This window comes from Mucilaginibacter sp. (assembly GCF_035492695.1).
In the GTDB taxonomy this organism is placed as follows: Bacteria; Bacteroidota; Bacteroidia; order Sphingobacteriales; family Sphingobacteriaceae; genus Mucilaginibacter.
The window spans coordinates 271,986-297,625 of the sequence record NZ_DATJJC010000033.1 but is presented as its reverse complement, the minus strand read 5'-3'; the positions used below and the strand labels follow the sequence as shown (position 1 = coordinate 297,625).

Genomic DNA, 25,640 nt, shown 5'->3' with positions numbered 1-25,640 from the left:
TTTTAATCCTTACGCAGTTTTATTGCCAGATTGTAAACAAAACAATGTATTAAATACTAAACACCGAAATTGCGAACAGGCAAATTTATGTAAGAACATCTGTGCGAACTAATACGGATTACAGGGTTGTGAGGTTATGATTTGGAGCCGTTAAATACACCACCGACTCTCCTGCTTATGATCATCCAAACAAATGGGGCACCGTAGTATATATATCTTTTACTCATGCGTTTAGGTTCTTTTAACAGCCGGACAAACCACTCGAGCCCCAGCTTTATCCAAACCTTGCCGGGGCGCGTGATGGTGCCTGCATAAAAGTCGAATACCGCCCCTATCGAGCATATTACATTAGCCTCAAGCTTATCTTTATTTTCATCGTTCCATTTCTCCTGCTTGGGTGCCGTCATACCAACGAAAAGTACGTCTGGTTTAAAGTCATTTACAGCGCTGATCATTGCAGCGTTATCCTCGTCGCTAAATTTGGGCTTATATGGTGGGGAATAAAATCCCGCTTTTATATTGGGGTATTCCCGTTCAAGGCGTTCCTTAATCTTTGCAAGCGTTTTCTCTGATGAACCAAGATAAAAACAGCTTCCTCCTTCTGTATTTAACTTTTCAAGCAAATATTTATGAAGATCCGCTCCTGCAACTTTTCTTATCTTTTTCTTCTCCAGTACTTTAGCGGCCACAACAATCCCTATTCCATCCGGGAGCAAAATATCTGAGTTTTGCAACGCTTTTTTGAACGCAGGGTCTTTTTCTGCAATTATATAAGAATATTGGTTTATGGTATTAACAACGCATTTTGCATCGGTCTGTAAAAAGCCGATCTCAGAAGAAAGTATAGAATAATCAAACAGTTCTATTGTTTCGAATGGAGCCATTTCGTTTACGATTACTGATTCTTCAAAAAAGTTATCCATCTTGTTAATGTGTCTTTATCATAGTGATCTTCAAGTAAGCCGGAACCTGAGATCCAGGGATGCAACATCACTTCTACCTTTAAGTTTTTGTCTGCTCGGCTTTTATACTCCAAAAACCTTTCCACCGTTTCAAAACGGTTGGAATAATTACAATTGTTTTTTCTGAAAAGGTTATTGATATATTTCCTGTAATAAAACTTTACATAGCTTCCCTCATTATAAGTTTGGGCGAGCCTGATCTTCAATTTATGTTGTTTGGCAGCCGCCAGAAACAATTTATAAAAAGCAGGTAACGTATGCAGGTGCAAATGCGAGTCGATATGTATAATATTTACTTTTCTTGATAACGCCCTTTCTATTTGCGCGTTTATTTCTTTTGCAAACGCGCTTTTACCCACGTCGCTTAGATTTATCAACACCTTATTTGTTTTGCCGACGTCAAAATTTCCTGCCGGATCCAGGAAATCCTCTTTAAAATCGGTTAACGGCTTACCTTCCGCCAGGTTAACATGGACGCCAACATTTCCGATTATACGGCTTGAATGTATCAACTCCACAGCTTCGTCAAAACCGTCCATATTGGTCATTAACGATGTGCTGTTAATGTAACCCCGTTCAAAACATTGTAAAATGCCTTTGTTTACAAATTCGTCATAGCCCAGGTCATCCGCGTTGGCTATTATATTACCGGGTAACTGCATATTATATTTTAAAACGGTGCTAAAAAGTGATCAAACCTGGTTTAGAGACTTTTCCGAGATATGATCACTGGCCTCAGCCATTCGTCGCCCTCATCGGGCAATTCAAATATACTATCTGAACTCTGAATGTAACAGAAATAGTGCAGACTTGGTTTCAGTATCAGGATATTATTTTTGCGATTAACAGCTACTCTCTGTCTCTTGCCTATTACCTCTTTAATAGATACATAACCTTTACTTTTATACCAGTTTATCTATTGATAATTAAGCTTGTACAATTGTTTATGCTTTTCAAGATCCTCAATTGAATCGAAACGGTCTTTTAACTTTACCGCAGGGCTTCCCGCGTAAATGGAGTACGGTTCCACATCTCTTGTTACAATAGAGCCTGAAGCGATTATGCTTCCAGTACCTATCCATACACCGCCCATTATTACCGTACCATAACCTATCCAAACATCGTCTTCCACAATGATCACATCGTGTAATCCACGCCATTTATAGTCGTTATCCCGCACCTGGCTTGCCAGCCTTATCGGCGTACCTGGTTGTTGGAAGTTATGGTCGTACCTGCCAATCATCGCCACTTTATTACCGAGCATTACATGATTACCTATAATGCAATCGGTTTCTATTAACGAATCGCGTCCAATATAAAAATCATCGCCTATGATCAGCGTGTCGCGGGCCCACAAGCTCACGCGGGCCCCTGCGTGGAATCCTTTCCCTATTTTATATTGCGACCACTTAACTTTCACCAGGTAAAGGTCACGCAGCTTTTTTAAATAGTCGATCAGCATACTATTTGAAAATTTTTCTAAAAATGTTGTTCAACCTATACTTTATTCGCTCCAAAACCCCCATCTTCTTCTGAAACTTACTTTGATAATAAGGATTTATCGCAACTACTTCAGGGAATTTAAACTTTGTCAATTGTTCTGCATCGAGCGACGGAGCAAAGCGATAAGCTGCTCCCGTTGTGTGTGTGGCATACTCATCAAAACCATTATTTCGCACTTTGGAATGAACAGGGTACAGCGTAAGCCCTCCAACTTTATATTGATGATAAAACCAGCGGATGGCCCAGGAATCAATTAAACCGCTCACCTGCCTGTGTAACATAATGTTCAGATCAGTTCCGCCTTTGGCAAATTCTTTTCTCCTGCGTTTATCGTTCTTAAAATTCTCGTAATCCTTTACCTGCCAATCAACATCATCCCACCTGTCCTTCCATGTGCCCCATCCCCATGACCATCCCCTATTGACGAAATAGGCATCGTCCGTGTCAGCTTTACTTTCTCCCAGATCAAATGAGTATGCAGAGACCGAAAAAACCTTTGGTTTACTTGCATAAAAGTCAAGCGCATCATTCATGAAATTCAGGAAATTTGGAGTGGTATACAAATCGTCCTCCAAAACGATTACTTTGTCCGAAAATTTCATAACTGATGTGACACCATCGATTATAGAATTGGCGAGGCCTTTGTTTTTTTCCTGCTCGGTTATTGTTATTTTTTTAAAACCGGTTATCGTCTTTATAAACTCCCGGACCTTTGTTACCTGCTCCAGGTCTTCGTTTTTCTTGCACCCGTCAGAAAAAATATAAAGATCAGATTCTGCAGCAAGAGAATTCTGCTGCAGTGCCTGCACGGTATCCTTTAGGCTTTCAAACCTTTTGTAAGTGAATAATAAAATAGGAGCCAGTTTCATATGTAGATGCAGAAGATTTTAAATTTACAATTTATCCCAGCCCGACGTGTTATACCTGCCGTGCCACCTGTTGATAAGCACCGAAGCTAATGCACTTGGCTTTTTGTTGGGAACTGTTTCCGATCTCGAGAGCGCACAAATTAACTCCTTGCCCATGTTTTCATAATCCATTTCACTTATAATACTGGATGAATTCTGAGACATTTTCCTCTTGTCCTCCAGGCTTAGATCGATGTACCTGATTATATTTTCGGCTATACTTTTTACATTTGACGGCTCGAAACCAAAGCCGTTTACCCCCTCTTTCAAAAGTGTATTTGCGGCGTTTATTTTGTTGCTGATCAGTAAGGGTAAGCCTGAAGCCATAGCCTCGTTTACAACCAAGCCCCAGCTTTCCGAAAGGCTTGGCAAAACAAATGCTGATGAATTATAGAAATAGGTTGGAATATCGCTGTTATTAACTGCGCCAAGGAAAACAATAGTTTTCAGGCCCATGTTCAGGGTCAGCTCATTTAAATTAACAAATTCAGGGCCATCACCAATGATCACCAGGCGGTAATTAGGTCTCCTTTTTTCAATCAGCTTCCAGGCCCTCAGCAGGTAGTCTATATTTTTTATCGGCACCAGCCTGGCAACACAGATAACGGTTGTAAAGTCGATCGATCTTTTTTCTTTGTATCGAAACAAATCGTTATCAATACAATTATACCCATAAAATACAATGGAGTTCTTGTCTATAAACTTTTCGTAAGCTTCATCGTAATCTTTTGAAGGAAGCCAAAGGCCATCAATTTGTTTCGTAATAAGGTCTTTCACCCATTGCACAACAAAGTTTCTTTTTATTTGTGATGGCTTTGCATCATCAAACATGATGAACTTCTTATGATTGTTTTTGGCCCACCGCAAACCTAATGCCCCCGCAAAAAAAACGATCGACCCGGCTATTACAACGTCAGGATTTATTTCATCCAGCTTTTTAAGGAAGGTTTCTTTAATAACACTGATAGAAATTTCATCATAACTCCGGTCCGGGAACAGGCAGGTCCACCATTGTTCTTTGTTCTCGTAAGTATCAAATGAATAAGGCGATCCTTTTCCAAAAAGCTCTATGGCATAAAAATCTATATTTCTATCCGAAAGATAGTTTTTCAGATATAGTAATCTGCCTTTCCAATATACCCTAAAGTCGTTATGTACAATTAAAACTTTCACTTATTATTCAGTTCCTTCCTGATATTCTTTATTTCCGGCTAATTTACTAACCGAAAGGCTTAATTTTAAATAAACCGATCTTTTAATTAAACCGGGTAATGACGCTTTACCAACTCATCGATCCGCGCCGCCCAGGTCTGTTTTCTTGCAAATTCAAATGCAGCCTGGCTCATCTTAGTCACCTTTGCGGGGTTATTATATAAATCCATAATACCCTTTTCTAATTCATTGATAGCTATTTCCGGCGTATCGCAGTTGCAACGGAGACCTGTATCATCGTTTACCACAAACCCCTGTCCGTGAAGGTTTATCGTTACCACAGGCATACCAAAGGCCATTGCTTCGGTAAGTTGAGCGGGACACGAGTCGCGCAGGGAGGTAAAAAAGAAAACATCACAGCTCGAATAGTATTCTCTAACTTGCTCGTATGGGATCATTCCCGTCATTGTCACCGTATCCCCAAGTCCGTCATCATTTATCTTTTTAATGATATCTTCTTTCATTTCCCCATCGCCTACTATGGTAAGCGTAATGTTAGGATATGCTTTCAGCCTGGTCATAACATCAAGCGTCATCAATAAGCCCTTCCTGGGCATAAAACGGCCTACCCACAACATTTTTAGTGTACCGGGCACTGGAATTTTCGGAGTGAATTTTTCCGGGAAAAAGCTATCCGGCAACGCATGGTCGATAGACAATGAAACGTTTTTTGCACCGATATCTTTTACAAATTCCACGGTTTCCTGGTTAGATGCAATAACGGCATGTGCGTTTCTAAGCATTTTTTTGCATGCAGGGTTGTTCTTCACCAAAAAGTCAGAAACTTTCTCTCTTTTTATCTCTGATGCCCAATGGCCAAGGAAATATTTCTTAAAGGCTTCAGGTGCCTTTTGTCCGCCACCTGCAGGGCCAAAAATAAAAGGGATATCCAGTTTATATAAAAACGAACCCATTTGCGGGCTTCCCCAACTAATATGGTGCGCCAGGTCGAATTTGAACTTTTTGTGCAGCCGCTTTGCTATTTTATAGGCAAGCCGTTGCCACATAATGTAATGCAAATAAAGTGTGGGCTGCGACCACCTATGCATTGCCTGCAATTTGAACGGCATCTCAACATAATGGAAATGAAGGTTTGCCGGTGCCTCAACCTCCTCAATAAAAGGACGATTGGTCCGTAGGGTAAGGCAATGTACTTCATAACCTTTATTTGCAAGGCCAATAGCCCAGTTCCAGCCGTTGCTGAACTCTGATCCCTTTTTTGGTTGGCATGCAAATACAGACAGAAGTACTTTTTTCATTTTTCATTATTTATAAATCCTGCCTTTCGTTGCCAAACATCGGTTTTCCAACTTTAGTACGCACTTCCATCAGCAAGAACAGCAGCCATTTATACGGTCAAAATTGAGTTTTAGTTAATAAAAACAGTTAAAAATTTAATTTATAGCCGCCAACGCTAATAAGTCCTTTAGCTTATCTATACTGATGGTCATGTCATTACCGTTTAGATAAGGGTTAACGAAATCGGGCGGAGCATCTCCTTCTGACAGGAGATAATGATATTTGTATCCCATATCGGCGGCTATAGTCCAGTACATTACATTTACAGCACCCGGGTGTAAAAATTCGATAATTGTGGTTCCTGGTTCACTAAATACAATATTGGTCAGCCCGGCTCCGTGCGGTGCTATAATCACCTCGGCCGTTGCCATTACGGCTATCTGCTCTAACAGCGACATTGTTTCGAGGGCTATACTTTCAAAACCGTATTGTTGCAGCAGTTCAACTATTTGAGGTTCATTTGTCACGCGCCGGTGCACCACTTGCCCCCTGTTAACATATATTCTTTTCGAATGATTCTTATTCCTATCGATCTTGGGAAGGAATTCGGCCCTTAAAAAATCACAGGCGTATTTAGGTATACTGCCTGTATCGCCAACCAGCGAGGGAACTATTAACTTTTCGGCCTGTATGTGCGGGTTATACTGGCTCTCCATGATCTTATTCCTTGGTATGCCAATCATATTCAGCGTTTCGATATGGAACCTTGATATATAATTATTTACCAGAAATTTATCGATCTTATTAAAATCGTAGCCAGCATTTCTAAGCAACTGTATCCGTGGTAAAACATCAAACATCCAGTGATAGTATCCCCTTCCCGATGGTGCAGACAATACCGCTATAGTACCCTTTACTTTCTTCAATGGCGGCAGCTCTTTTTTTGAAAATATGGGGTGTTGCGTTAGATCTTTAATATACTCACCTACTTCAATAAATTGTGAGACACTACCGAGCATCAGGTTATCCGGAGTAATAACTATGCCATCATCATATACCCTGCAGTCCTTTAGTTCCATCACATAAGTGGCCGGATCGGTTACGGATTGTTTTTGCCGGAAGTTCCAATGCGGAATTTTATCTATGGTAACAGGAAGGTCCCTGCTAACGCTTATTGGTTCCGATACCTCAGTAAAAGCCGTAACACATGCAAGGTTACCTGTTCCTATGTTATTTTTAAAGTCGGATTTATAGTCGATAATGCCAATCGGGGGTCCGAATGTTTCGGCTCGTGTAATTACGCGTATAGCAAAATCCTTCGTTTTCATAAAAACACCCAGCACGGCCATCGCAGCATTACGTATACGGGGGTTTTTCTTTACAAAGGCGTAGATAGCAGGCTTTAGGCTGTCGAGCATACGGTAAATATCTTATTGCTTTTTAAACTTATCGTAAAGTATCGGAAATAATGTTTTTAACCATGCTTTTACAAATACGCCTGGTAATATCAATGGGAAATGGCGGCGCGTATATAGCAGGTATTCTTTATAGGATATTCCCGTCGGGCTATATAAATAAGCTATCCTTTTTTTCAAGGGAACACTACCAGGCAACCAGCTTTTTCCATGATCGTTAATACAATAACCATAATAGCCCGGCGCCACCCACGCTTTGCCACCACTCTTCACAGCCCGCAACGTATAGTCAAAATCCGCAAGACCATGTGTGAACGAATCCGACAATATACCAATTTTCTCAACAGTAGCCTTATCCACCATCATGATATTCGCATTACCGAGATCGCATTCGAGCAATTCTGTATCGCTTGGCACAACAGTGGTCACCTTTCCGGTTTGCTTTTTAATCAGTTTGTGCCCACCATAAGTAATCGTTAACTTCTCGTCGTCTTTTACAGTACCCACTAAAACATTCTGCTCATATTTTGACAGTTTATAAGCCTCCAAAAGCCTTGCAATAGTATCGTCGAACAAGCGGACATCATCATTCAGCAGAAGATAAAAATCATAATCAGCCCTTTTCCTGGCAACCGCCCATACTGTGCGCATACCCCCTGCCCAATATAACGAGCCGGTACCTTCAACTAAAGTGACGGAAGGAAAATTCGCCCTCACATATTCCGCTGTGCCATCAGATGAATTGTCATCCAGCAAGTACGGGTCTAATGTATATCCGCCCGGGATTTTTTGCGAAAGCAGGCTTTTTAAAAATGCGGCTGTTTTTTCTTTCCTGTTATAGGAGCATGCGAGCGATGCGATCTTTATTGGGGTAGCTGACACTATTATTTTTTTTATCGAATTAATTTGAATTTTTTAAAGATAGATTATCATATTCCACTTCCTCAATTTCATCTTCGTCTTCCTCTTCTTCATTCCATCCCAGAGTCTCCGGACTTACGTAATGGTATAAAAACAAAAACGCCATTGTAAAATTAAATATCAACATTGGCTCGCCAAATGCCAATACAATTATAATCAACACACAATAAATCATGTATTCATTTTTGTGTATAAAACTTTTTAAAAGGAGGATATATTTGTGCATCAGGTATGCGAATCCTACAACCCCGAATTTAGCAAAGAAGTCGACATCGCCATTGGAAATATTAACGTTATGCAACACCGGAGTTACGCCCTGGTAACCATTTGATATTCCCCAAATCAGTTTCCACCGAAAGAGGTTCCAGAGAATGATAGCGCTACCAAAGCGGTTGAGATGGATTTCGCCTTCCCCTGTTTTATCGTACCAGCCTGCCAATTCATCCAGCGAGCTAATATCATGCATATCGCCTGAGTATGTCTTTTCAATCTTATCCAGGAGGAAAGGCAATTGTGTAGCGACAACGGCCAGTATAGGTACGGCAATTACAAGAAATGGCAGAAGTTTGCCGCCACGGACTCGATAGTACAATAAAAAGACACAAAGCAATCCCAGGTAAGCTGTTGTAGATAATGTCGTAATGCCGGATATAACCAATATCCATGCATGCTTGTCCATTTTAAACCTGTTTAATAAAAAATGCAGGAGTAATCCCATTACGATATAGCACCCCCAGGCACCCGGTTCCCACGCGAAACCGCAATTTCGGATATGATGTCCGCCGTCATAAGTAAAAATGAGGAAATTCGTATATTCAGGATTACCAACCCGTGGCGGGAGGTGGATGGCACTCCCTATAGCGAAAACCATTGGTCCGTTGATCAATTGCAACGGGTAAAAGAAAAGCGACACCATGGCGCCATGAACAATGATTTTTGCAAAATACTCAACAGCCTTTTCCTTAAGAACAGCACAATACAAAAAAGCAAATAGAATACGTTTAAATAAAAAACTAAGATCACTGAAATAAAAAAACGAACCGACGTTGTTTAAAAACAAAAACCTCACCGTTATAAAAACCAAATACACTACTGCAAATTTTGCAAAAAGACGAAAATCAGATTCGGTAAATCTCCTTAGTTGTACCCCGGCTACAAAGAAAATACCAGATATGATGATAGGAAATGCCTCGATATAAGAAATGAAGTTCGCTCGAGACGAAACCAGCATAAATAGTATAGTGAGGAAATAATACATAATGATCCGATCATCCAGGCTGTAGCCTTTCTCTATTTCTGATGTTTAACGATTTTGGCGGGTTGTAAGTTTAAATTAATTAACATCGTACAGCTATATAGTTTAATAAGTAACGCTTTTTATAAATTTGGCCGGGTTGCCCGCCCATATCTCATTCTTTGGAACTGATTTTGCAACGACAGATCCGGCACCAATAATTGCACCTTCGCCGATAGTAACACCCTTTAAAATGGTAGAATGTGCGCCAATAAATACATCATCCTCAATAATAACTTTTCTGCTTTGCGTATTTGCTATATCTAATTTCCCATCCCGCCTGTGATATTTATTAAGTGAATGGAAATCAGTATCATAAACGGCCACATTACCGCCAATGCGTACGTTATTCCCAATGCTGATTCCTTTAAAACAAATGAAGGCGCTTCCGCTAATTCCCACGTTATTACCGATTTCCAGCACTGCATTATTATATACAATAAAGTAGCAAGGCTGTTGCCTGCCTATTACATTGAATCTTTTTCCATTATTCATCAGAAAATTTTCACCTATCGAAAACTTGCCTGTATCCCATACATCTATAACAGGAACACCGTTTGACCGGAGACCTTTACCAACCTGCACGTCGTTTACCTTTAATTTGAACCAAACAGGTATTTTTACCCATTTTAAATAGCTAATAATATATATCTTTTTTAACTGCTTATATATGTATACGTGTGTTTTCATTACAATAAGAAGAGTATAGTTATTTATTCCAGACCCCGGCCGCCTTTTGTTTGACTATCAAATTGACCTGGTAGGTAAAAATCACATTCATAAGTAACACCATAACTGTGTTTGCTATCACAGAGCCAGAGACACCTATCCAATGTATCAGTACAATAGACAACGGAATATTCAATATGGCTGTACCGACTACAAATATCAGTTGAATCCGCAATTTCCCAATACCGTTGAGCGTATAGGCGTAAATAGACTGCCAGGCCACTGTCAGAACAAATATGGCCATATTAAGAGATAAAAAATTCGGGACGTCAACTTTGCCATGCAGCCACAGTTGATAAAAAATTGACGAGAACAAATAAAGTATAGTGGTAAGCACACCGACGTATACCCATATCATCCGCATTTTTTTTAACGAGTGCTTTATCCAGCCCCAATCATTTTTGGCAGCGGCATCTGTAAATGCGCTCCAGTAAGGCGTCATAATAATGCTGAATATGACCGAAATAAGCGAAAAATATTTATAGGCTACATTAAAAGTCGTTACTTCGTCGGGACCGAGCGTACGTGTGATCAGGATATTATCGGTTTGATATAATACCACTGCACCCATCTGAATAAAAAAGAATACCCCGCCGGTACTGAGCAGACTTCGGGCGCTGCCAAAGTCGATAAAACTGAATTTGGGCGCATAAAGCTTAAATTCAGTACTGTAAAGATAAATATTAGCAAAAAGGAATACCACCAAGGGCGACCCAGCAACAGCAAAAACCAGGAAAAACAGGCTGCCATGTGTAAACATGGTAAGCAGTAAAATAATAACAAATGTTAAGACCTGGCCCAATAACAGTATCAATGACGACTTAAATGGCTGATGTGCGGCCATCAGCACACTATTTATAGGTTGAAGGAAAAATTGAACGCAAAACGACCCTATTGCGATAAGAACTATCGGCCAAATATTGTAACTCACTGTATCTTTAACATTCAGCATTTGATTCCAATCAAAAAAGGAACCGACTAGAAAGAAAGCTAGAAAGATGGTAACGGATATCAGAAATAAAATAGCGTAAGTAGTGCTGATATATTTTACTATGTTGTCCCGTTCGCCCAGGGCAAGCGAGTGGGCCATTTTGTTTCGCAATCCATTACTTAATCCGATATCGAAAGTATTCATCCACATTACCAGGGAAGCTATGGTGAGCCAGATACCGTATTGACCTTTAGTCACATAACCAATAGTCATGGGGATTAAGATAAACCCTATCAGAACGCCCGCACCTTTTATAAGGAGCGTGTAGATAATATTTCTTTTTATCTTAAGAGTACGCTCATGACCGCCGTTCCAAAAACCCTGCACCTTACTTTTCAAATACGATATCATCAGTTATCTATTAAATTATATATAAGAATCCATCCGCTTTAAATCTGCTACGCTAACTTTTATTACCTGGACATCTGGATGGAAGGCAGTAAAAATCTTCCGGACGTGAATGATGAATCGATACCCAAAGAAAACGGAACACTTGAATTAAGTGCCTTACTTAAAACCTCTTGAAAAAATCACTGAATATTCCCCGTGAATATTTTTTCCTGGCTTCTTTACTTTCAATATAATCCCCGTAACCATATGAAGTATAACCGCTATATCCATACCGTCCTTTTTCGATTCCGTTGAATACGATATTCAATTTCGGAAAATGTTGCTCTTCTTCAAGGTTCTTCATAAAAGGCAGAATGGTTTTCGGCGTATAGCCCTGGCGTACTACATAAAGTGTTACATCAACCAAGCGCGAAAGTATAATTGCATCGGTAACGATACTAACTGGCGGCGTATCCACTATAATATCATCATAGTGTTCCCGAAGCCAATCAAATAACTTAACTGTACTTTCCTGCTCAAGTAATTCCGACGGATTAGTATCGATGGTCCCGCTTCCCATCACATCCAGGTTGGGATACAATTCTGATTTTTGAATAATCTTGGTTTCTGTAGCCTCGCCGATAAGGTAATTTGAAATACCCACATGGTCTTTCTGGATGTCCAAAACGGCGGTAACCCTTGGTTTACGCAAGTCCATTTCCAGGATGATCGTTTTCCTCCCTGATGCAGCCAATGCCACAGCCAGGTTAGTTGCCACAAAACTTTTTCCTTCTGTAGCTATGCTCGAAGTAAGTAATGTCACCCGCCCTTTATCTGTTTTTTCATGCAGATAATGAAGTTTTGTCCGCAGGGTCCTGAATTCTTCCGCAAGTGCAAATTTACCCCTGTCATGTACAACTATAGGGTTTTTCGACTTTTCAAAGGTTAATTCACTCAATATCGGAATGGATACCGCCCTTGTAATATCTTTATTTGTGCTTATCCTGTTACGAAACGTGTGTCTGCCGAGGATCAAACCCGTAGGGATAAACAAACCTAATGCAAGCCCTGCGGCGAGAGGGATCAATCTCTTTGATCCTTTGGGAGGCACCACATAAGCAGTGTCTACTGTTCGTGCATCAACCTGAGTGGAAGCATAGCTTAGTGCTACCTCCTCCCGTTTCTGCTGAAGGTAATTATAAAGTGTTTCTTTTAATTGCTGCGCGCGCATCAGGCTCACTAATTCTTGCTCTTGTTTCGGCACATCCCTTATTTGTGTCTGTGCCTTGTTCCCGTAACTTTGTAACTGACGCTTTTTTGCGAGCAAGGTTGACTTTGTGCTCGCGATATTTTCTTTTATAGCTGAGCGGGCTGCTTTTATCTGGCTGTTTATAGGGTCGAAGATCGGGTTACTTTCAGGGGTGTTAGCCAGCATCCTTTCCCGTTCCTGCTGAAGATCTACCAGTTTTTGCACCAGCGACGACAGTCCCTGGTCTGTTATGCCTGCTGTTGATGGTACGCTTGATCTGCCCGGCGAATTCACATAGCTTTCAATTGCCTGCACTGTACCAAGCTGGATATCAACATCCTGCATATCCCGATCGTTTACCTGAGTATTCTGCAGATATGAATCTGATTGTTTGCTGATATCATTAATACCGCGACTACTTCTGTAGCTTTGCACATCATTTTCCGCTGTCGACAATTCGCCCTTTAGCGAAGCAAGGCGCTTATCTATAAAATCGAGCGTATTTTGTGTAAGGAGATTTTTAGCATTCATATTCTCCTCGTTGTATCGGTAAATCAAATCGTTTACCACATCCTTCCCTCTTTGCGGGAGTTGGTCGGTATAACTTAATTCTATAGTTGAAGCTTGCTTATCTACCAATGTAACCGATATGGCGCCCTGGAAACCATTGGCAACGGCATTAGGGTCTGATACGGTAATATTTATTGTCGAACCAATATAGTCCTTAATATCCTTCGTCGGATTCAATTTCCAGGTACCAAAGCTGTTTGACAGGACGTTCGAAAAATGGAACAATTTTGCCTTATCAAAAGCGCCCTTTAATAAAAATGTACTCGTATCCTGTATAACAACCTGGAACTTATGATCGCCCAAAAGCTGGCCGCTTAGCAATTCGAATTCAACCGGGCTTTTCTTGTAAAGGTCCTCTTTCTTAACGAGTTTTGAATCCCGGCTGTAATTGATATACAACTTGAGATCATATACAACCTTACCAACAAGGTTTCTCGATTTCAATATTTCAATTTCGTTTTCAACAACCTGCGGGGCGTCAGTAACCTCCAGTTGATCCAGCACATCCTTATGACTTGTTTTGTTATCCCTGTCATCGGTCAGTACAATGGAGGCTTTTATCTCGTATCCCGGTTTTACGATTTTTGAATATATAAAGCCTGCACCACCGCATATAACCAATAATAGAATATATAATGGCCAGTGATAGAGATACTTACCTATTATTTCACGAAAATTTAATAATTCTTCGTTATTAACCGGTTTGGGTTTATTTCGACTTGTAGCAGATGTTTGGGCACACATATAGTTATTTGTGGTATAGTATTACGGTGATAACGAGTGATACGGCCGACACAGCTGAAATTATAAGCGATGCGGTTCGGTATCCCGTATCGTATTGAGCAAATTTTGTACGATCGGGATCCACATAAAGTATGTCGTTATTTCGTAGATAATAGTAAGGCGATTCGAATAGCTTTTTAGAGGTAAGGTCGATAGGTATAAATTCCCGTTTGCCGTTAACTTCCCTGATCAGTAACACGTTCTGACGCTTACCGGTTATCGTCAGATCTCCTGCGCTGCTTAGGGCATCGAGTATTGACACTTTTTCATTTTGGAAAGTATAGACGTCCGGCTTCATCACATCGCCCATAACGCCGATTTTAAAATTAAGAATGCGGATGTTTACTACTGGCAGGTTAACATATTTTACCAACGATTTTTCCAGCTGATCTCTTAAATCAGTTGTAGTATAACCAGCCACTTTCATCGTACCCAGGTAAGGCACCTGGATATTACCCTTGCTGTCAACAAGGTAGCCTACAACCGCGTTACTTGGAGTAAAATCGGAGTTGACACCATTTACCCTGTTTAAGTTATAGTTGAAAACGGCCACGGCCGATGGATCGGAATTACTTGTGACGCTGATACCCAATATATCACCTGATTGTATGGTAAATGGTGAATAATTTTTAATTTCCTGCGATACAACAGACGAACGGTCAAGATCCTGGAAATACGGTACCTGCTTGTAAGTACCGCAAGATGCCGCGAAAAACAATAAACCTACGATAACAAGGTTGATAAAAGTACGCTTCATTTTATCTACGTTTTAGTTTAATTAATTAAGCCCACCGAAAATAAGTAAAAATATTTACATAAAAGGTACAAAGACGCTGGGCCACAAACGGCTTCTTTCTACCGCAACTTAAACGTAATTTCAATAAATAAGTTTGAATAATTCGAATTAAATGCATTCCAAAATATTGCTTTACTCTATCAAAAAATATTTTTCAAATTCTTTTCAAAAAACTGTAACCCCCTCGTATTAACTTCCGTAAAAATTAAATAGAAAGTTAACCAGCTATTAAAGTTCAATTTCCAATTTATGACCACCCCAGCTCAAATGACAAAAACTGATCGAATCCTTATCGTGTCGATATACACTATCAGCATTGGCGTCTTCTGCTTTGCATGTTTTATGGCTATCCGGCATTTTCTGTTTTAAATCTCCGCTTTATTATACGCGTCAAAACCTATTTAATTCCTAAACAGGCTTAAACAGAAATACAAAATGTTCGGCCGGTATATAGTCTATATGATTATAGAACTCGAACGCAGGCATGTGCTTGTTGGTCATTAGTGTAATTACTTCATATCCTTGTTCGCGCGAATAATCTTCGGCATGATCGAGCAAGCTTTTTCCATAACCTTTTCCACGGCTTTCAGGGCTCACAAATAATTCATCGATATATAAAAGGTCGTTTGTCCACCAGGTTTTAGAGTGTCCCAGCATTGCGCCGGCAATATTATCTCCCTCCGTTAATACAAATCCCACAAACCTGCTTCGTTCCGTATATTCAGTAAGATATTTTACCGCTTTCTCATGGCTGAAATTGTAGTTCCAGGGGGGCCTGTTATATGCCTGCACATAAATTCGGGCGCATTGCTCTATATCATCTTGGGTTAGGGGCCTTATCGTCATTTGGAATATATTATCAATAGTTGTTTTAATTCTGTCCGGTTTTCAGCTATATGCTTTTCCGGAGACTTTTGTCGTTTAACACGGAATTCAAAAAATTGTTCGGTCAGGCGTTATTTAATACTTGCTGTAACTCTTCAGCCAGATTGGAAACATTTGGCGGAACCATCATGGTCAGGTGATTACCAGGAACCAGGTATCGCTTTACATCCTTTGTTGTATATTTCTTCCAGCCAAGATAAACTTCGTCATCGTTATAATGATCATTAAAATCAGCCTTAAAAAGATGTATATTAACATTTACCGGGGTCAGCTTATAATCTTTAAATGCAGCAAAATATCTCCCCTTAATCGAATCAAGTAAGGCATAATATTCTGCTGATTCAGGTTTTCCCTGAAGGCCAACCTTGTTGGTTAATATTTCTTTATTGGATCTGAATTTATAGGCCAACTGTTTCCTGAGCGACTTTTTGCCACCCAGGAACCTTGGTAAATAGCGTTTCATCACTTTCGGCATGATGACGTACCACGGTTCGGTTTCACGGGCATTGTCAGCGTCGGTATCGAAAATAATGAGCATTTTTACTTCCTTACCCATCTCCTGTATTTTACGGGCCATTTCCACTGCCAAAAATCCGCCGATCGAATATCCGGCAATGGCGTAAGGACCGGTTGGGTTATGTTTTACAAGCTCATTTGTATAAAAAGATGCGATATCTTCAATGTTTTTAAACACCGCTTCTTCCCCATCAACACCTATCCCTTGTATACCGAAAATAGGCTGTTCAGAGTCTGCCATCGACGCCAGGTCGTGAAAATTAAGCACATTTAAGCCTGCCCCGTGCACGATGTATAACGGCATTTTGCTGCCGGTAGGTTTTATTGGCACGATGGTGCGCCATTTGATATTCTTCGTATCTTCCTTTTCTATAAAAGAGCTCAGCTGGGCCACGGTAGGATATTGAAACAAAACAGCGATAGGGTGCTTTTTGCGTAATTTCTTTTCGATGCGCGTCATTATCTGCACGGCAAGCAGCGAGTGCCCGCCGATATCGAAGAAATTGTCATCAATACCTACGCGTTGTAGTTTTAATACAGCCTGCCATATTTCAGCAACCGCCTTCTCTGTTTCCGTTCGCGGAGCAGCATAATTATCCTTTAGCTGTTCTTCTGCATCAAAATCAGGGAGTGATTTCCTATCGATCTTACTATTAGATGTTAAGGGCAATTCGTCCAGCTCCATCCACAGGGTAGGCACCATGTAATCAGGCAGTTTCGCCTTCAGAAAGTCGATAACCTTATCGCGGCTGTAATCTCCTTTGCCAACCACGTAACTCACGAGGCGTTTTTTCTTGTCTTTATCGTCTTTGGCCAAAACAACTGCCTGCCTTACCACATCACATTGGGCCAAAACGCTTTCGATCTCACCTAATTCAATACGGTACCCACGAATTTTCACCTGGTTGTCCTTGCGGCCTATAAACTCCATATTAATACTGGGCAGCATTCGCCCAAGGTCGCCGGTACGGTACATACGGCCACCAGCTTTATCGCTAAATGGGTCTTTCACGAACGAATAGCTAGTTTTGGCTTCGTCGTTGGCATAACCCCGCGCAACGCCTACGCCGCCGATATATAATTCACCCGGTATGCCTACCGGCTGCGGCTGCAATTGATCATTCAGAATATAAAAGAAATTGTTTGCCAATGGCCTTCCATAGGGTATGCTATTCCAATCCTTGCCTACCTCATTTACCGGGAAAAAATTCGACCATACCGTGCCTTCAGTTGCACCGCCCAGGCTGATAACTTTTGTTTGAGGGAAGTATTTTTTGATCCTGGCGGGCAGGTTGACCGGTATCCAGTCGCCGCTCATAAAAACAACCCGCAGAGTTTCCTGTACGTAGTCGTTATCGCGGCTTTCCAATTCCCTTACCAGGTAATCCATGGTTGTTGGCACAGAATCCCAGAATGTAATGCCATAATTAAGCATCATATCTTTTAGCTTCGGAACATCCATCAACTCCTGCTGCTCTACTATTACAACCGAGCCGCCCGCTGCCAGCATACCGAAAATATCATAAACCGATAGGTCGAAACACATCGATGTAATAAATAAAAGCCGGTCATCTGGGCCTACATTATATTCCTTATTCACCCAAAGGCACAAATTAACTGCCGAATGATGTTCTATCATCACCCCCTTTGGCCTGCCTGTTGAGCCGGATGTGTATATCGTATAGCCTAATTGGGTGCTGTCTATTTCAAGCCCTGGATTTGCATTGCTGTAACCACTAAGGTCAAGCGTGTTTATCTTAATAAATTGATCTGGCGGCACCAGGTCCTGCAAAGGGTAGTCACCGTCAGCGATCACTTTTATTGCTGCAGAATTTTGCAGGATATATTCCTGCCTGTCTATAGGATATTCAGGGTCGATAGGCACGTAAGCTCCGCCGGCCTTCATGATACCGAACATGCCTATGATCATATTGAAACCACGCGTTGCTATAATGCCGATATTATCGGTACACTGTACACCGTGTTCAATAAGGAAATGGGCAAGCTGATTGGCTTTTTCGTTAAGTTCAGTATAAGTCAGCGTTTTATCATGCTGACGCAGCGCTATACCATCAGGCGTTTTAGCAACCTGTTCTTCAAAAATGTCAACAAGGGTTTTTTCTGCCGGGTAGTACGTTAAGGTATCGTTAAATTTTACAAGAATATCTTCTGCTTCAGATGCGGTCAACATAGGTAATGCACCTATTTTACTGCCCGTATCTTCAACTATCGATTTCAGGAGTTGCCCGTAGTGACCCGCCATACGCTCAATAGTTTGCTTTTTGAACAAATTAGCGTCATAAAATAATTCAGCTTCCAATTCTGGTGAAGAGCCATTAATAACCAATGAAATATCATATCCGGCAGCATTTTTCTTTAAAGGTTCATTAACCGAATGCTGTATCGAAAACAATGTATTAAAAAATGGATTCGCACCTGTGTGATCTTTAGCCAAACTATTCACTACCAAATTAAAAGGAACGCGTTGATTTTGGTACGCCTCAACTGTGGTGTTTTTTACCCGGTTTAATAAGTCGCTGAATAAGTCTTCCCCATTTAACGTATCGCGTAAAGCGACCATGTTAATTCGCCCGGTTTCTGTATCATCCGCATCCATCTTTTGCGTAATAATATTGCCAACGCAAATATCTTCCTGGTTACTATACCTGTACAATAAAACTTTAAAAGTGGCCAGCAAATTCGCAAACAATTCATTGTCAGTATTTTCCCTTAAGGACCTTAAGCGTTCTACCAGGCCGGCGTCAATTGTAAACTTAAAAGAGGCGTTATTACGGTTTGCGGCAGATGTACGGCTAAAGTCGGTGGTCAAAACCACAGGTGCGGCGCCCTGTAATTTCTGCTTCCAGTAACCTATTTCAACATCATAAGATTTTTCATCGGATAAGATAAGATCAAGCATTATTTTCTTTTTGGGGTACGGGTTGTATTAATTATAAACTAAAATTAACAATTATATCTAAACAGTGTTCGTCAAAATTAAGCACGGTGCTAAACCTATTTTTGACGTAAAGTAACAATTATTATACCAACAGTTAAAGCGTACTTTTTCTTAATTAGAAAGCGTATTTATACGTGTACAAACAAAAAATGTCTCAAAAATTTGAGACATTTTTTGTTTTTTTATTAAAATAATGTTTTTAGTTCTTCAACAACGAAGCCGCCGATGTATCCAGGAACCATTGCAGGTCACCATCGGTAGGTTTTATGAGTTGTGCCGGATAGTTCTCAATATCCCTTTTATCTTCTATCACGTGATGCACCGCTTCGGCTTTGCCGGCGCCATAAACCAGGTAGGCAATATGATGTGCCTGGTTGATCAACGGGGCCGTCATCGTGATACGGAAAACTTGCTGATCATCCAAAAATACTTCTTTTACTGACGCCGTTTTATCGTGCAAAACGGGTGTATGCGGAAATAACGATGCGGTATGTGAATTATCGCCGAGGCCCAGCAAAACAAGGTCAAACCGGGCATCGAAGCCCGCAAAATATAAATTAATGTCATTTGTATAGCGGGCTGCTGCTTCCTCAGGTGATACCGATGTATTTACAGGGAAAATCTGGCGGTAACTCAGGTCCAATGGTTCCAATATTGCTTTTTTGGCCATCAGGTAATTACTTTGCGGATCAGTATGGGGTACGTAACGCTCGTCGCCAAAAAAGAAATGTACCTTTTTCCATTCTACTTTGTCCCTGAATTTCGGTGACGCCAATAGTTCGTATAGTTTTTTGGGCGAATTACCGCCTGATAATGCTACCGAAAACTGGCCATGATGTTTGATCGATTTTGCCGCTACTTCAACAAAATAATCAGCAAGGCCATCTAATACCTCATCCTCCGTTTTAAAAACGTTTATTTTCATCAGTATTTATTTTTTGCCATTAACAGGCAAGGTGAACCAATTGAACCCATCTCGCGCGATAAGCGCCTCAGCGGCCTCGGGTCCCCACGAATCGGCCGAATAATTCGGGAAATTCAGGCTCTTTTTGTTTTGCCAGGTGCTTAGGATCGGCATTACCAATTCCCATGCAGCTTCCACCTGGTCACCACGCATAAACAGAGTCTGATCGCCCAGCATCGTATCTAATATCAGGGTCTCGTAAGCTTCCGGCGCCTGCTGACTGTAAGTGCCTTTATAGTCAAACACCATATCAACCACATTTAGTACCATATCGATACCCGGGCGCTTAGCCTGAACCTGCAAACGAATACTCATTTCGGGTTGTATGCTGATGATGAGCCTGTTTTGCTGCCAGCTTTCCGCAGCCTCGGTTGGGAATATCAGGTGGGGCACATCTCTGAACTGTATGGAAATTACGGATGATGACTGGTGCATCCTCTTGCCGGTGCGCACGTAGAACGGCACACCCTGCCACCGCCAATTATCGACAAAAAATTTAAACGCGGCAAAGGTCTCTGTGTTCGATTGCGGATCAACTTTGGGCTCGTCGCGGTATGCAGGTACTTCCTTACCCTGCATCCATCCACTGCCGTATTGGCCCCTCACCGCAGACATGCGTACGTCTTCCGGTGTAAATTTGCGCATAGCTTTCAGCACGTCAACCTTACGGTCGCGGACCTCATCGGCGTTAAAGCTTACCGGTGGCTCCATGGCAACGTGGCAAAGCAATTGCAGCAAATGGTTTTGTATCATGTCGCGTAAAGCGCCCGATCCGTCGTAATAGTCGCCACGTTCCTCAACACCCAGCTGTTCTGTAACCGATATCTGCACGTGTTCGATATAGTTCCTGTTCCAAAGCGGTTCCATGATGGAGTTAGCGAACCGGAATGCCATAATATTTTGAACGGTTTCCTTGCCCAGGTAATGGTCAATGCGATATATCTGGCATTCATTAAAAATGCTCGACAACAGTTGATTAAGCTCTTTAGCCGTATCCAGATCGTGCCCAAAAGGCTTTTCGATCACTATCCTTGTTTTCAGCTTGTCCTCCGCAAGTTTTGCTTTCGCCAGGTTTGATGCAATAATCGGGAACAGATTTGGAGAAACAGCCAGATAATAGATAACGTTGGCCTTGGTTTTCCATTCGGCATTGTGTCCGTCTATCTTCTTTCCAAACTCCTTATAAGTTTCAGCATCCTTTACATCCGAAGCCTGGTAATAAATATTCTTTTCAAATTCGGCCCATTTCTCCTTATCGGCCTTACCACTCCGCGAAAATTGGTTAATATCGTCCAGCATATTTTTCCTGAACTGTTCGTCGGTCAACTGTGTGCGGCCGGTACCGATGATCGAGAATTGTTTTGGCATCCAGCCGTCCAAAAACAGGTTATAAAGGGCCGGTGTGATTTTTCTTGCATTCAGGTCGCCTGTTCCACCAAAAATGATGAATATGGTAGGCTCTGATGTTGTATTTGAGCTCATGATAATGTCTTGATCAAATTGTTAATCATTCTTTTTTGTCCATTGCGTATGGAAAACGCCTTCCTTACCTATCAGCTCATAAGTATGCGCACCAAAATAATCGCGCTGTGCCTGGGTTAGGTTCGATGGCATTCTTTTATTGCGGAAATTATCAAAATAGCTTACAGAAGCAGCAAAAGCCGGTGCAGCTATTCCTGCGCTGATAGTAGCAGACAATACTTTCCGCGTACCTTTTACACTTTCCGAAACCAGGTCCTCTACCCCGCCGTCGAGCAACAAATGAGCCAATTGCGGATTATTTTGATAGGCATTGAAAATATCATTCAGGAATGCCGAGCGTATGATACACCCGCCGCGCCATATCTTGGCTATTTCCCCAAGTTTAAGATCATATTTATATTCTGTCGATGCGTTTGTCAGCAAATGCATGCCCTGTGCATAGCTGATGATCATGCTGAAATAAAAAGCCTGCTCCAACGCAGCAAGAAATTCTTCTTTATCCACATCCATTTCCGGCTCGGCCTGGCTATACAAGGTTGACGCCTGTTCGCGCAGTTGCTTGTATTTGGACAGGTCGCGCATAGACACCGCGGAATCGATAGTTGGTATTGGCGCCTGCAGATCCATCGCTACCTGCGATGTCCACTTACCGGTACCTTTGGCCCGGGCCTCATCTTTAATATCGTCTATCAGCAAATGATCGGTACCGGGCGCATTGAATGCGAAAATATCCTTCGTAATATCCATCAGGAATGACTGCAATCTGCCTTCGTTCCATTTAGTATATACCTCGCCAATGGATGCATTATCCATTTTGAGGCCCTTTTTCATGATCTCGTAGGTTTCTGCTATCAGTTGCATCAACCCGTATTCGATACCGTTGTGCACCATTTTTACAAAATGCCCCGAAGCACCCGGACCTATGTAAGTAACACATGGCTCGCCGTTAACGTGGGCAGCAATGGCTTCGAAAATAGGCTTCATCACATTATAAGCTTCTTTATCACCGCCCGGCATCATGCTGGGGCCGCGGCGGGCGCCTTCTTCGCCACCGGAAACCCCCATACCGAAGAAATGCAGGCCTTTGGCCTCCAATTCGTCTACACGCCTGTTGGTATCCGTAAAATGCGAATTACCGCCGTCGATCAAAATATCGCCTTTGTCCAACAATGGGGTCAGTTCATCAATAACAGCATCTACGATCTTCCCGGCAGGGACAAGCATCATGATAGCACGCGGCGTAGTAAGGCTATGAATAAACTCTGCTACATCACCAAAACCTTTAACATCCTTGTCCTTGCCCTCTTCGTTTAACGACGCTACTTTCGACGCATCTTTATCGTGGCCGGCTACGGCAAAACCATGATCGGCCATGTTTAGCAGCAAGCTGCGGCCCATGGTACCCAAACCTATCATGCCAAAGGCATATTTAGTTGTATCGCTCATTTTAGTTTGATTTTTCTTTTTTTAATTCTTCCAATATTTTTTGGGTCGATTCAAAACTGGTGTGCTGGTACGACCGGATGCCCAGTTTTTGTGCTGCATTAGCAAACATGATCCTGTCGTCGAAATAAACACATTGCTGGGGCAATGCCTGGGCTATACCCATCGCCAGTTTGAAAATGCCGGGATCGGGTTTGCGCATGTTCACCTCACACGATGACACGAAAGCATCGAAAACCTCGTGCAGTTTAAATTTTTTAACCCGGTAGTCGTTCAGTTCCTTGCCTTCATTGTTGATCGAGATGATCCTGAAACCGCAATCCTTTTTCCATTGTTTCAACCACGCCAGTGTATCTGGAAGCTCTTTGGACCGCGAAAACATAAACTCTTTAAAGTCCTCCCGTGTAAAGTCCCGGGGGTGATTAAAGATCACTGTATCAAGGTATTCGTCGAGGTCGATACTGCCTATTTCATAGACATTGAAAATAAAATTGTGTATCTCATTTACCTCGTCGTAATCCAGCCCGAATTGTTCGGCGGCGAGCTTTCTTGAATCACGGCCCCAGCCGTTTGTCAAAAGCACACCACCAATATCAAAAAACAGGACCTTTAAAGCCGCTGCCTCCATGTTATTTTACTTTAGCTTTCTGATCCTCGATAGCCTGCAGTAATTTTTCGAACGGCTTATTGAATTTGTCGATACCCTCGTCCTCCAATTGCTGGGTGATCTGGTCGATATCGATACCTGCTTTTTTAAGCCTTTCGAGTGTTTCAGTTGCTTTGTCTAAACCTTCCTCCAGGGTGTTTGCTGCAATTCCATGATCACGGAAAGCTTCGACAGTTTCCAAAGGCACGGTGTCAACAGTATCAGGACCTATCAGAGCTTCTACGTATTTAGTATCTTTAAAAGCGGGGTTCTTGCTGCTGGTGCTTGCCCATAGCAACCGCTGAGGTTGTGCACCTTGTGCCGCCAGTTTTTCCCAGCGCGGGCCGCTGAATACGCGTTTGTATATTTCATAAGCCTTTTTTGCTGACGCGATGGCTACTTCACCCTTCAAGTCACCAAGGCCTTTTTCATCCAGCATCGGGTCAACCAACACGTCAATACGACTCAGGAAAAAGCTCGCTACTGATGAGATATGACCAATCTTATGCCCCGCAGCTAAATGATCTTCCAAGCCCGAAATATAAGCCTCGGTTACCTCCTCATAGCGTGGCAAGCCGAACAACAGGGTTACGTTAATATTGATCCCTTTGCCGATAGATTCGCGGATAGCTGCCAAACCCGGCTTGGTTCCCGGAATTTTTATCATCACGTTTTTGCGGTTAACCTGTTTCCACAATTTTTCGGCCTGCTCTGCTGTTTCCTTTGTTTTCAGTGCCAGGAAAGGCGATACTTCTAAGCTAACATAGCCGTCTCCGCCCTTTGATTCCTCATAAACGCCTTTGAACAGATCGGTAGCTGCCTGTATGTCTGTTACAGCCAAACCGAAGAAAATCTCTTCATTGTCATCCGTTTTTTCCGACAATTCCCGGATATCGGCGTCGTAATCAGAGCTGCTGGTTATCGCTTTTTCGAAAATGGCCGGGTTTGAAGTTACGCCCCTGATACCATCCTCGTCGATCAGATTCTTCAATTCGCCCGATTTGATAATGCTGCGGGCAATAAAATCCAGCCAAATGCTCTGGCCGAAACTGTGTATCTGTTTTACTTTATTAGTTGCCATGATTATGTGTTTTAAATTTCAAAACTCTTGTTAATTATTAGCGGCCATCAATATTTCAGGCTTATAGCCTATGAAAAGCCCGCTTTCGATAACCCCGGTAATGGATTTAATATCTTTTTCAAGATTATGGTACATCTCCTCAAAATTACAATCTAATACCAGGTTATTATTTTCAGTTATGATAGAACCGTCCTTACCCTTTGCCGGCCGTAACGTGATGCTGTTAGCGCCCAGTTTTTTCAGTTCCATTTCCACATGCAATAATGCCTGCGGAAAAACCTCTACCGGAACCGGGAACTTTGTGTTCAGCTTTTCAACCATTTTAGATTCGTCGACGATAATGTAGCTCACCGGGCTCGAACTCATCAACAGTTTTTCTTTGAACATGGCGCCTCCCCTCCCTTTGATGAGGTTCTTGTCCGGGTCAACCTCGTCCGCACCATCAAATAACCAATCGGGCCGGTGTTCAAACAAACTGGTCTGTGGTACGCCGAGCTTGCTGCAAAACATCGATATTTCTATAGATGTAGTTATCGCCTTTACATTCAGTTTTTCGGATTTTATCCGTTCGGCTATTGCAACCAACGCCAGGTACGATGTCGAACCAGATCCTACTCCAAGTATGTCACCATCCTTAACCTTCGCGGCTATCTCCTGCGCTACCTTCCTTTTGCCGTTGATGTTAATGATCTCTCCAGACCATTCAAGCCGCGATATTAAACTGTTAGTCCAGTTCATTCAATTAGATTTGAGATATTAGAT

The 25,640-nt window shown here is 41.9% G+C and carries 21 protein-coding genes; all 21 read right to left on the bottom strand.

What is annotated here, in order from left to right; translation table 11 throughout:
* Positions 1 to 134: 134 nt before the first annotated feature.
* The 21 genes from VL525_RS21480 to rpiA all read right to left on the bottom strand — a co-directional run bounded on the left by VL525_RS21480 (position 135) and on the right by rpiA (position 25,616).
* Positions 135 to 923, bottom strand: coding sequence for a WecB/TagA/CpsF family glycosyltransferase (locus tag VL525_RS21480; protein WP_325389575.1), 789 nt, complete (start codon positions 921 to 923; stop codon positions 135 to 137).
* Complete coding sequence (locus VL525_RS21475; RefSeq protein ID WP_325389573.1) at positions 896 to 1,624, bottom strand: ChbG/HpnK family deacetylase; 729 nt, start codon at positions 1,622 to 1,624, stop codon at positions 896 to 898. The genes VL525_RS21480 and VL525_RS21475 overlap by 28 nt, the downstream gene beginning before the upstream one ends.
* A gap of 254 nt (positions 1,625 to 1,878) precedes the next feature.
* Positions 1,879 to 2,424 (bottom strand): acyltransferase, encoded by a 546-nt coding sequence (locus VL525_RS21470; protein ID WP_325389571.1) that lies wholly within the window; start codon positions 2,422 to 2,424, stop codon positions 1,879 to 1,881.
* 1 nt (position 2,425) lies between these two features.
* Positions 2,426 to 3,334, bottom strand: coding sequence for a sugar transferase (locus VL525_RS21465; RefSeq protein WP_325389569.1), 909 nt, complete (start codon positions 3,332 to 3,334; stop codon positions 2,426 to 2,428).
* A gap of 24 nt (positions 3,335 to 3,358) precedes the next feature.
* Positions 3,359 to 4,546 (bottom strand): glycosyltransferase family 4 protein, encoded by a 1,188-nt coding sequence (locus tag VL525_RS21460; RefSeq protein WP_325389567.1) that lies wholly within the window; start codon positions 4,544 to 4,546, stop codon positions 3,359 to 3,361.
* An 86-nt stretch (positions 4,547 to 4,632) separates the two neighbouring features.
* Positions 4,633 to 5,844: a glycosyltransferase family 4 protein gene (locus tag VL525_RS21455; RefSeq protein WP_325389565.1), complete on the bottom strand. Its 1,212-nt coding sequence runs from the start codon at positions 5,842 to 5,844 to the stop codon at positions 4,633 to 4,635.
* A gap of 135 nt (positions 5,845 to 5,979) precedes the next feature.
* Positions 5,980 to 7,242: a glycosyltransferase family 61 protein gene (locus VL525_RS21450; RefSeq protein ID WP_325389563.1), complete on the bottom strand. Its 1,263-nt coding sequence runs from the start codon at positions 7,240 to 7,242 to the stop codon at positions 5,980 to 5,982.
* A gap of 12 nt (positions 7,243 to 7,254) precedes the next feature.
* The gene (locus tag VL525_RS21445; protein ID WP_325389561.1) at positions 7,255 to 8,121 is read right to left on the bottom strand and encodes a glycosyltransferase family 2 protein; all 867 of its coding nucleotides are present in this window, start codon (positions 8,119 to 8,121) and stop codon (positions 7,255 to 7,257) included.
* 19 nt (positions 8,122 to 8,140) lie between these two features.
* Positions 8,141 to 8,839, bottom strand: coding sequence for a hypothetical protein (locus tag VL525_RS21440; RefSeq protein ID WP_325389559.1), 699 nt, complete (start codon positions 8,837 to 8,839; stop codon positions 8,141 to 8,143).
* Positions 8,840 to 9,520: 681 nt separating this feature from the next.
* Positions 9,521 to 10,144, bottom strand: a complete 624-nt coding sequence (locus VL525_RS21435) for an acyltransferase (RefSeq protein ID WP_325389557.1) — start codon at positions 10,142 to 10,144, stop codon at positions 9,521 to 9,523.
* Positions 10,145 to 10,163: 19 nt separating this feature from the next.
* Positions 10,164 to 11,525, bottom strand: a complete 1,362-nt coding sequence (locus VL525_RS21430; protein ID WP_325389555.1) for an oligosaccharide flippase family protein — start codon at positions 11,523 to 11,525, stop codon at positions 10,164 to 10,166.
* A 160-nt stretch (positions 11,526 to 11,685) separates the two neighbouring features.
* Complete coding sequence (locus VL525_RS21425; RefSeq protein ID WP_325389553.1) at positions 11,686 to 14,067, bottom strand: GumC family protein; 2,382 nt, start codon at positions 14,065 to 14,067, stop codon at positions 11,686 to 11,688.
* 4 nt (positions 14,068 to 14,071) lie between these two features.
* Positions 14,072 to 14,863: a polysaccharide biosynthesis/export family protein gene (locus VL525_RS21420; protein WP_325389551.1), complete on the bottom strand. Its 792-nt coding sequence runs from the start codon at positions 14,861 to 14,863 to the stop codon at positions 14,072 to 14,074.
* A gap of 447 nt (positions 14,864 to 15,310) precedes the next feature.
* On the bottom strand, positions 15,311 to 15,748 hold the full coding sequence (locus VL525_RS21415; protein ID WP_325389549.1) for a GNAT family N-acetyltransferase: 438 nt from the start codon (positions 15,746 to 15,748) through the stop codon (positions 15,311 to 15,313).
* 103 nt (positions 15,749 to 15,851) lie between these two features.
* Entirely contained in the window at positions 15,852 to 19,223 is a 3,372-nt protein-coding gene (locus VL525_RS21410; RefSeq protein ID WP_325389547.1) for an amino acid adenylation domain-containing protein, read from the bottom strand.
* 238 nt (positions 19,224 to 19,461) lie between these two features.
* Complete coding sequence (gene pgl, locus VL525_RS21405) at positions 19,462 to 20,187, bottom strand: 6-phosphogluconolactonase (RefSeq protein WP_325389545.1); 726 nt, start codon at positions 20,185 to 20,187, stop codon at positions 19,462 to 19,464.
* A gap of 6 nt (positions 20,188 to 20,193) precedes the next feature.
* Positions 20,194 to 21,708, bottom strand: coding sequence for a glucose-6-phosphate dehydrogenase (gene zwf / locus VL525_RS21400; RefSeq protein WP_325389543.1), 1,515 nt, complete (start codon positions 21,706 to 21,708; stop codon positions 20,194 to 20,196).
* A gap of 21 nt (positions 21,709 to 21,729) precedes the next feature.
* Entirely contained in the window at positions 21,730 to 23,154 is a 1,425-nt protein-coding gene (gene gndA / locus VL525_RS21395) for an NADP-dependent phosphogluconate dehydrogenase (protein WP_325389541.1), read from the bottom strand.
* 1 nt (position 23,155) lies between these two features.
* Positions 23,156 to 23,779, bottom strand: coding sequence for an HAD-IA family hydrolase (locus VL525_RS21390; protein WP_325389539.1), 624 nt, complete (start codon positions 23,777 to 23,779; stop codon positions 23,156 to 23,158).
* 1 nt (position 23,780) lies between these two features.
* Entirely contained in the window at positions 23,781 to 24,878 is a 1,098-nt protein-coding gene (gene tal, locus VL525_RS21385; protein ID WP_325389537.1) for a transaldolase, read from the bottom strand.
* A gap of 30 nt (positions 24,879 to 24,908) precedes the next feature.
* Positions 24,909 to 25,616: a ribose 5-phosphate isomerase A gene (rpiA, locus tag VL525_RS21380; protein ID WP_325389535.1), complete on the bottom strand. Its 708-nt coding sequence runs from the start codon at positions 25,614 to 25,616 to the stop codon at positions 24,909 to 24,911.
* Positions 25,617 to 25,640 lie beyond the last annotated feature (24 nt).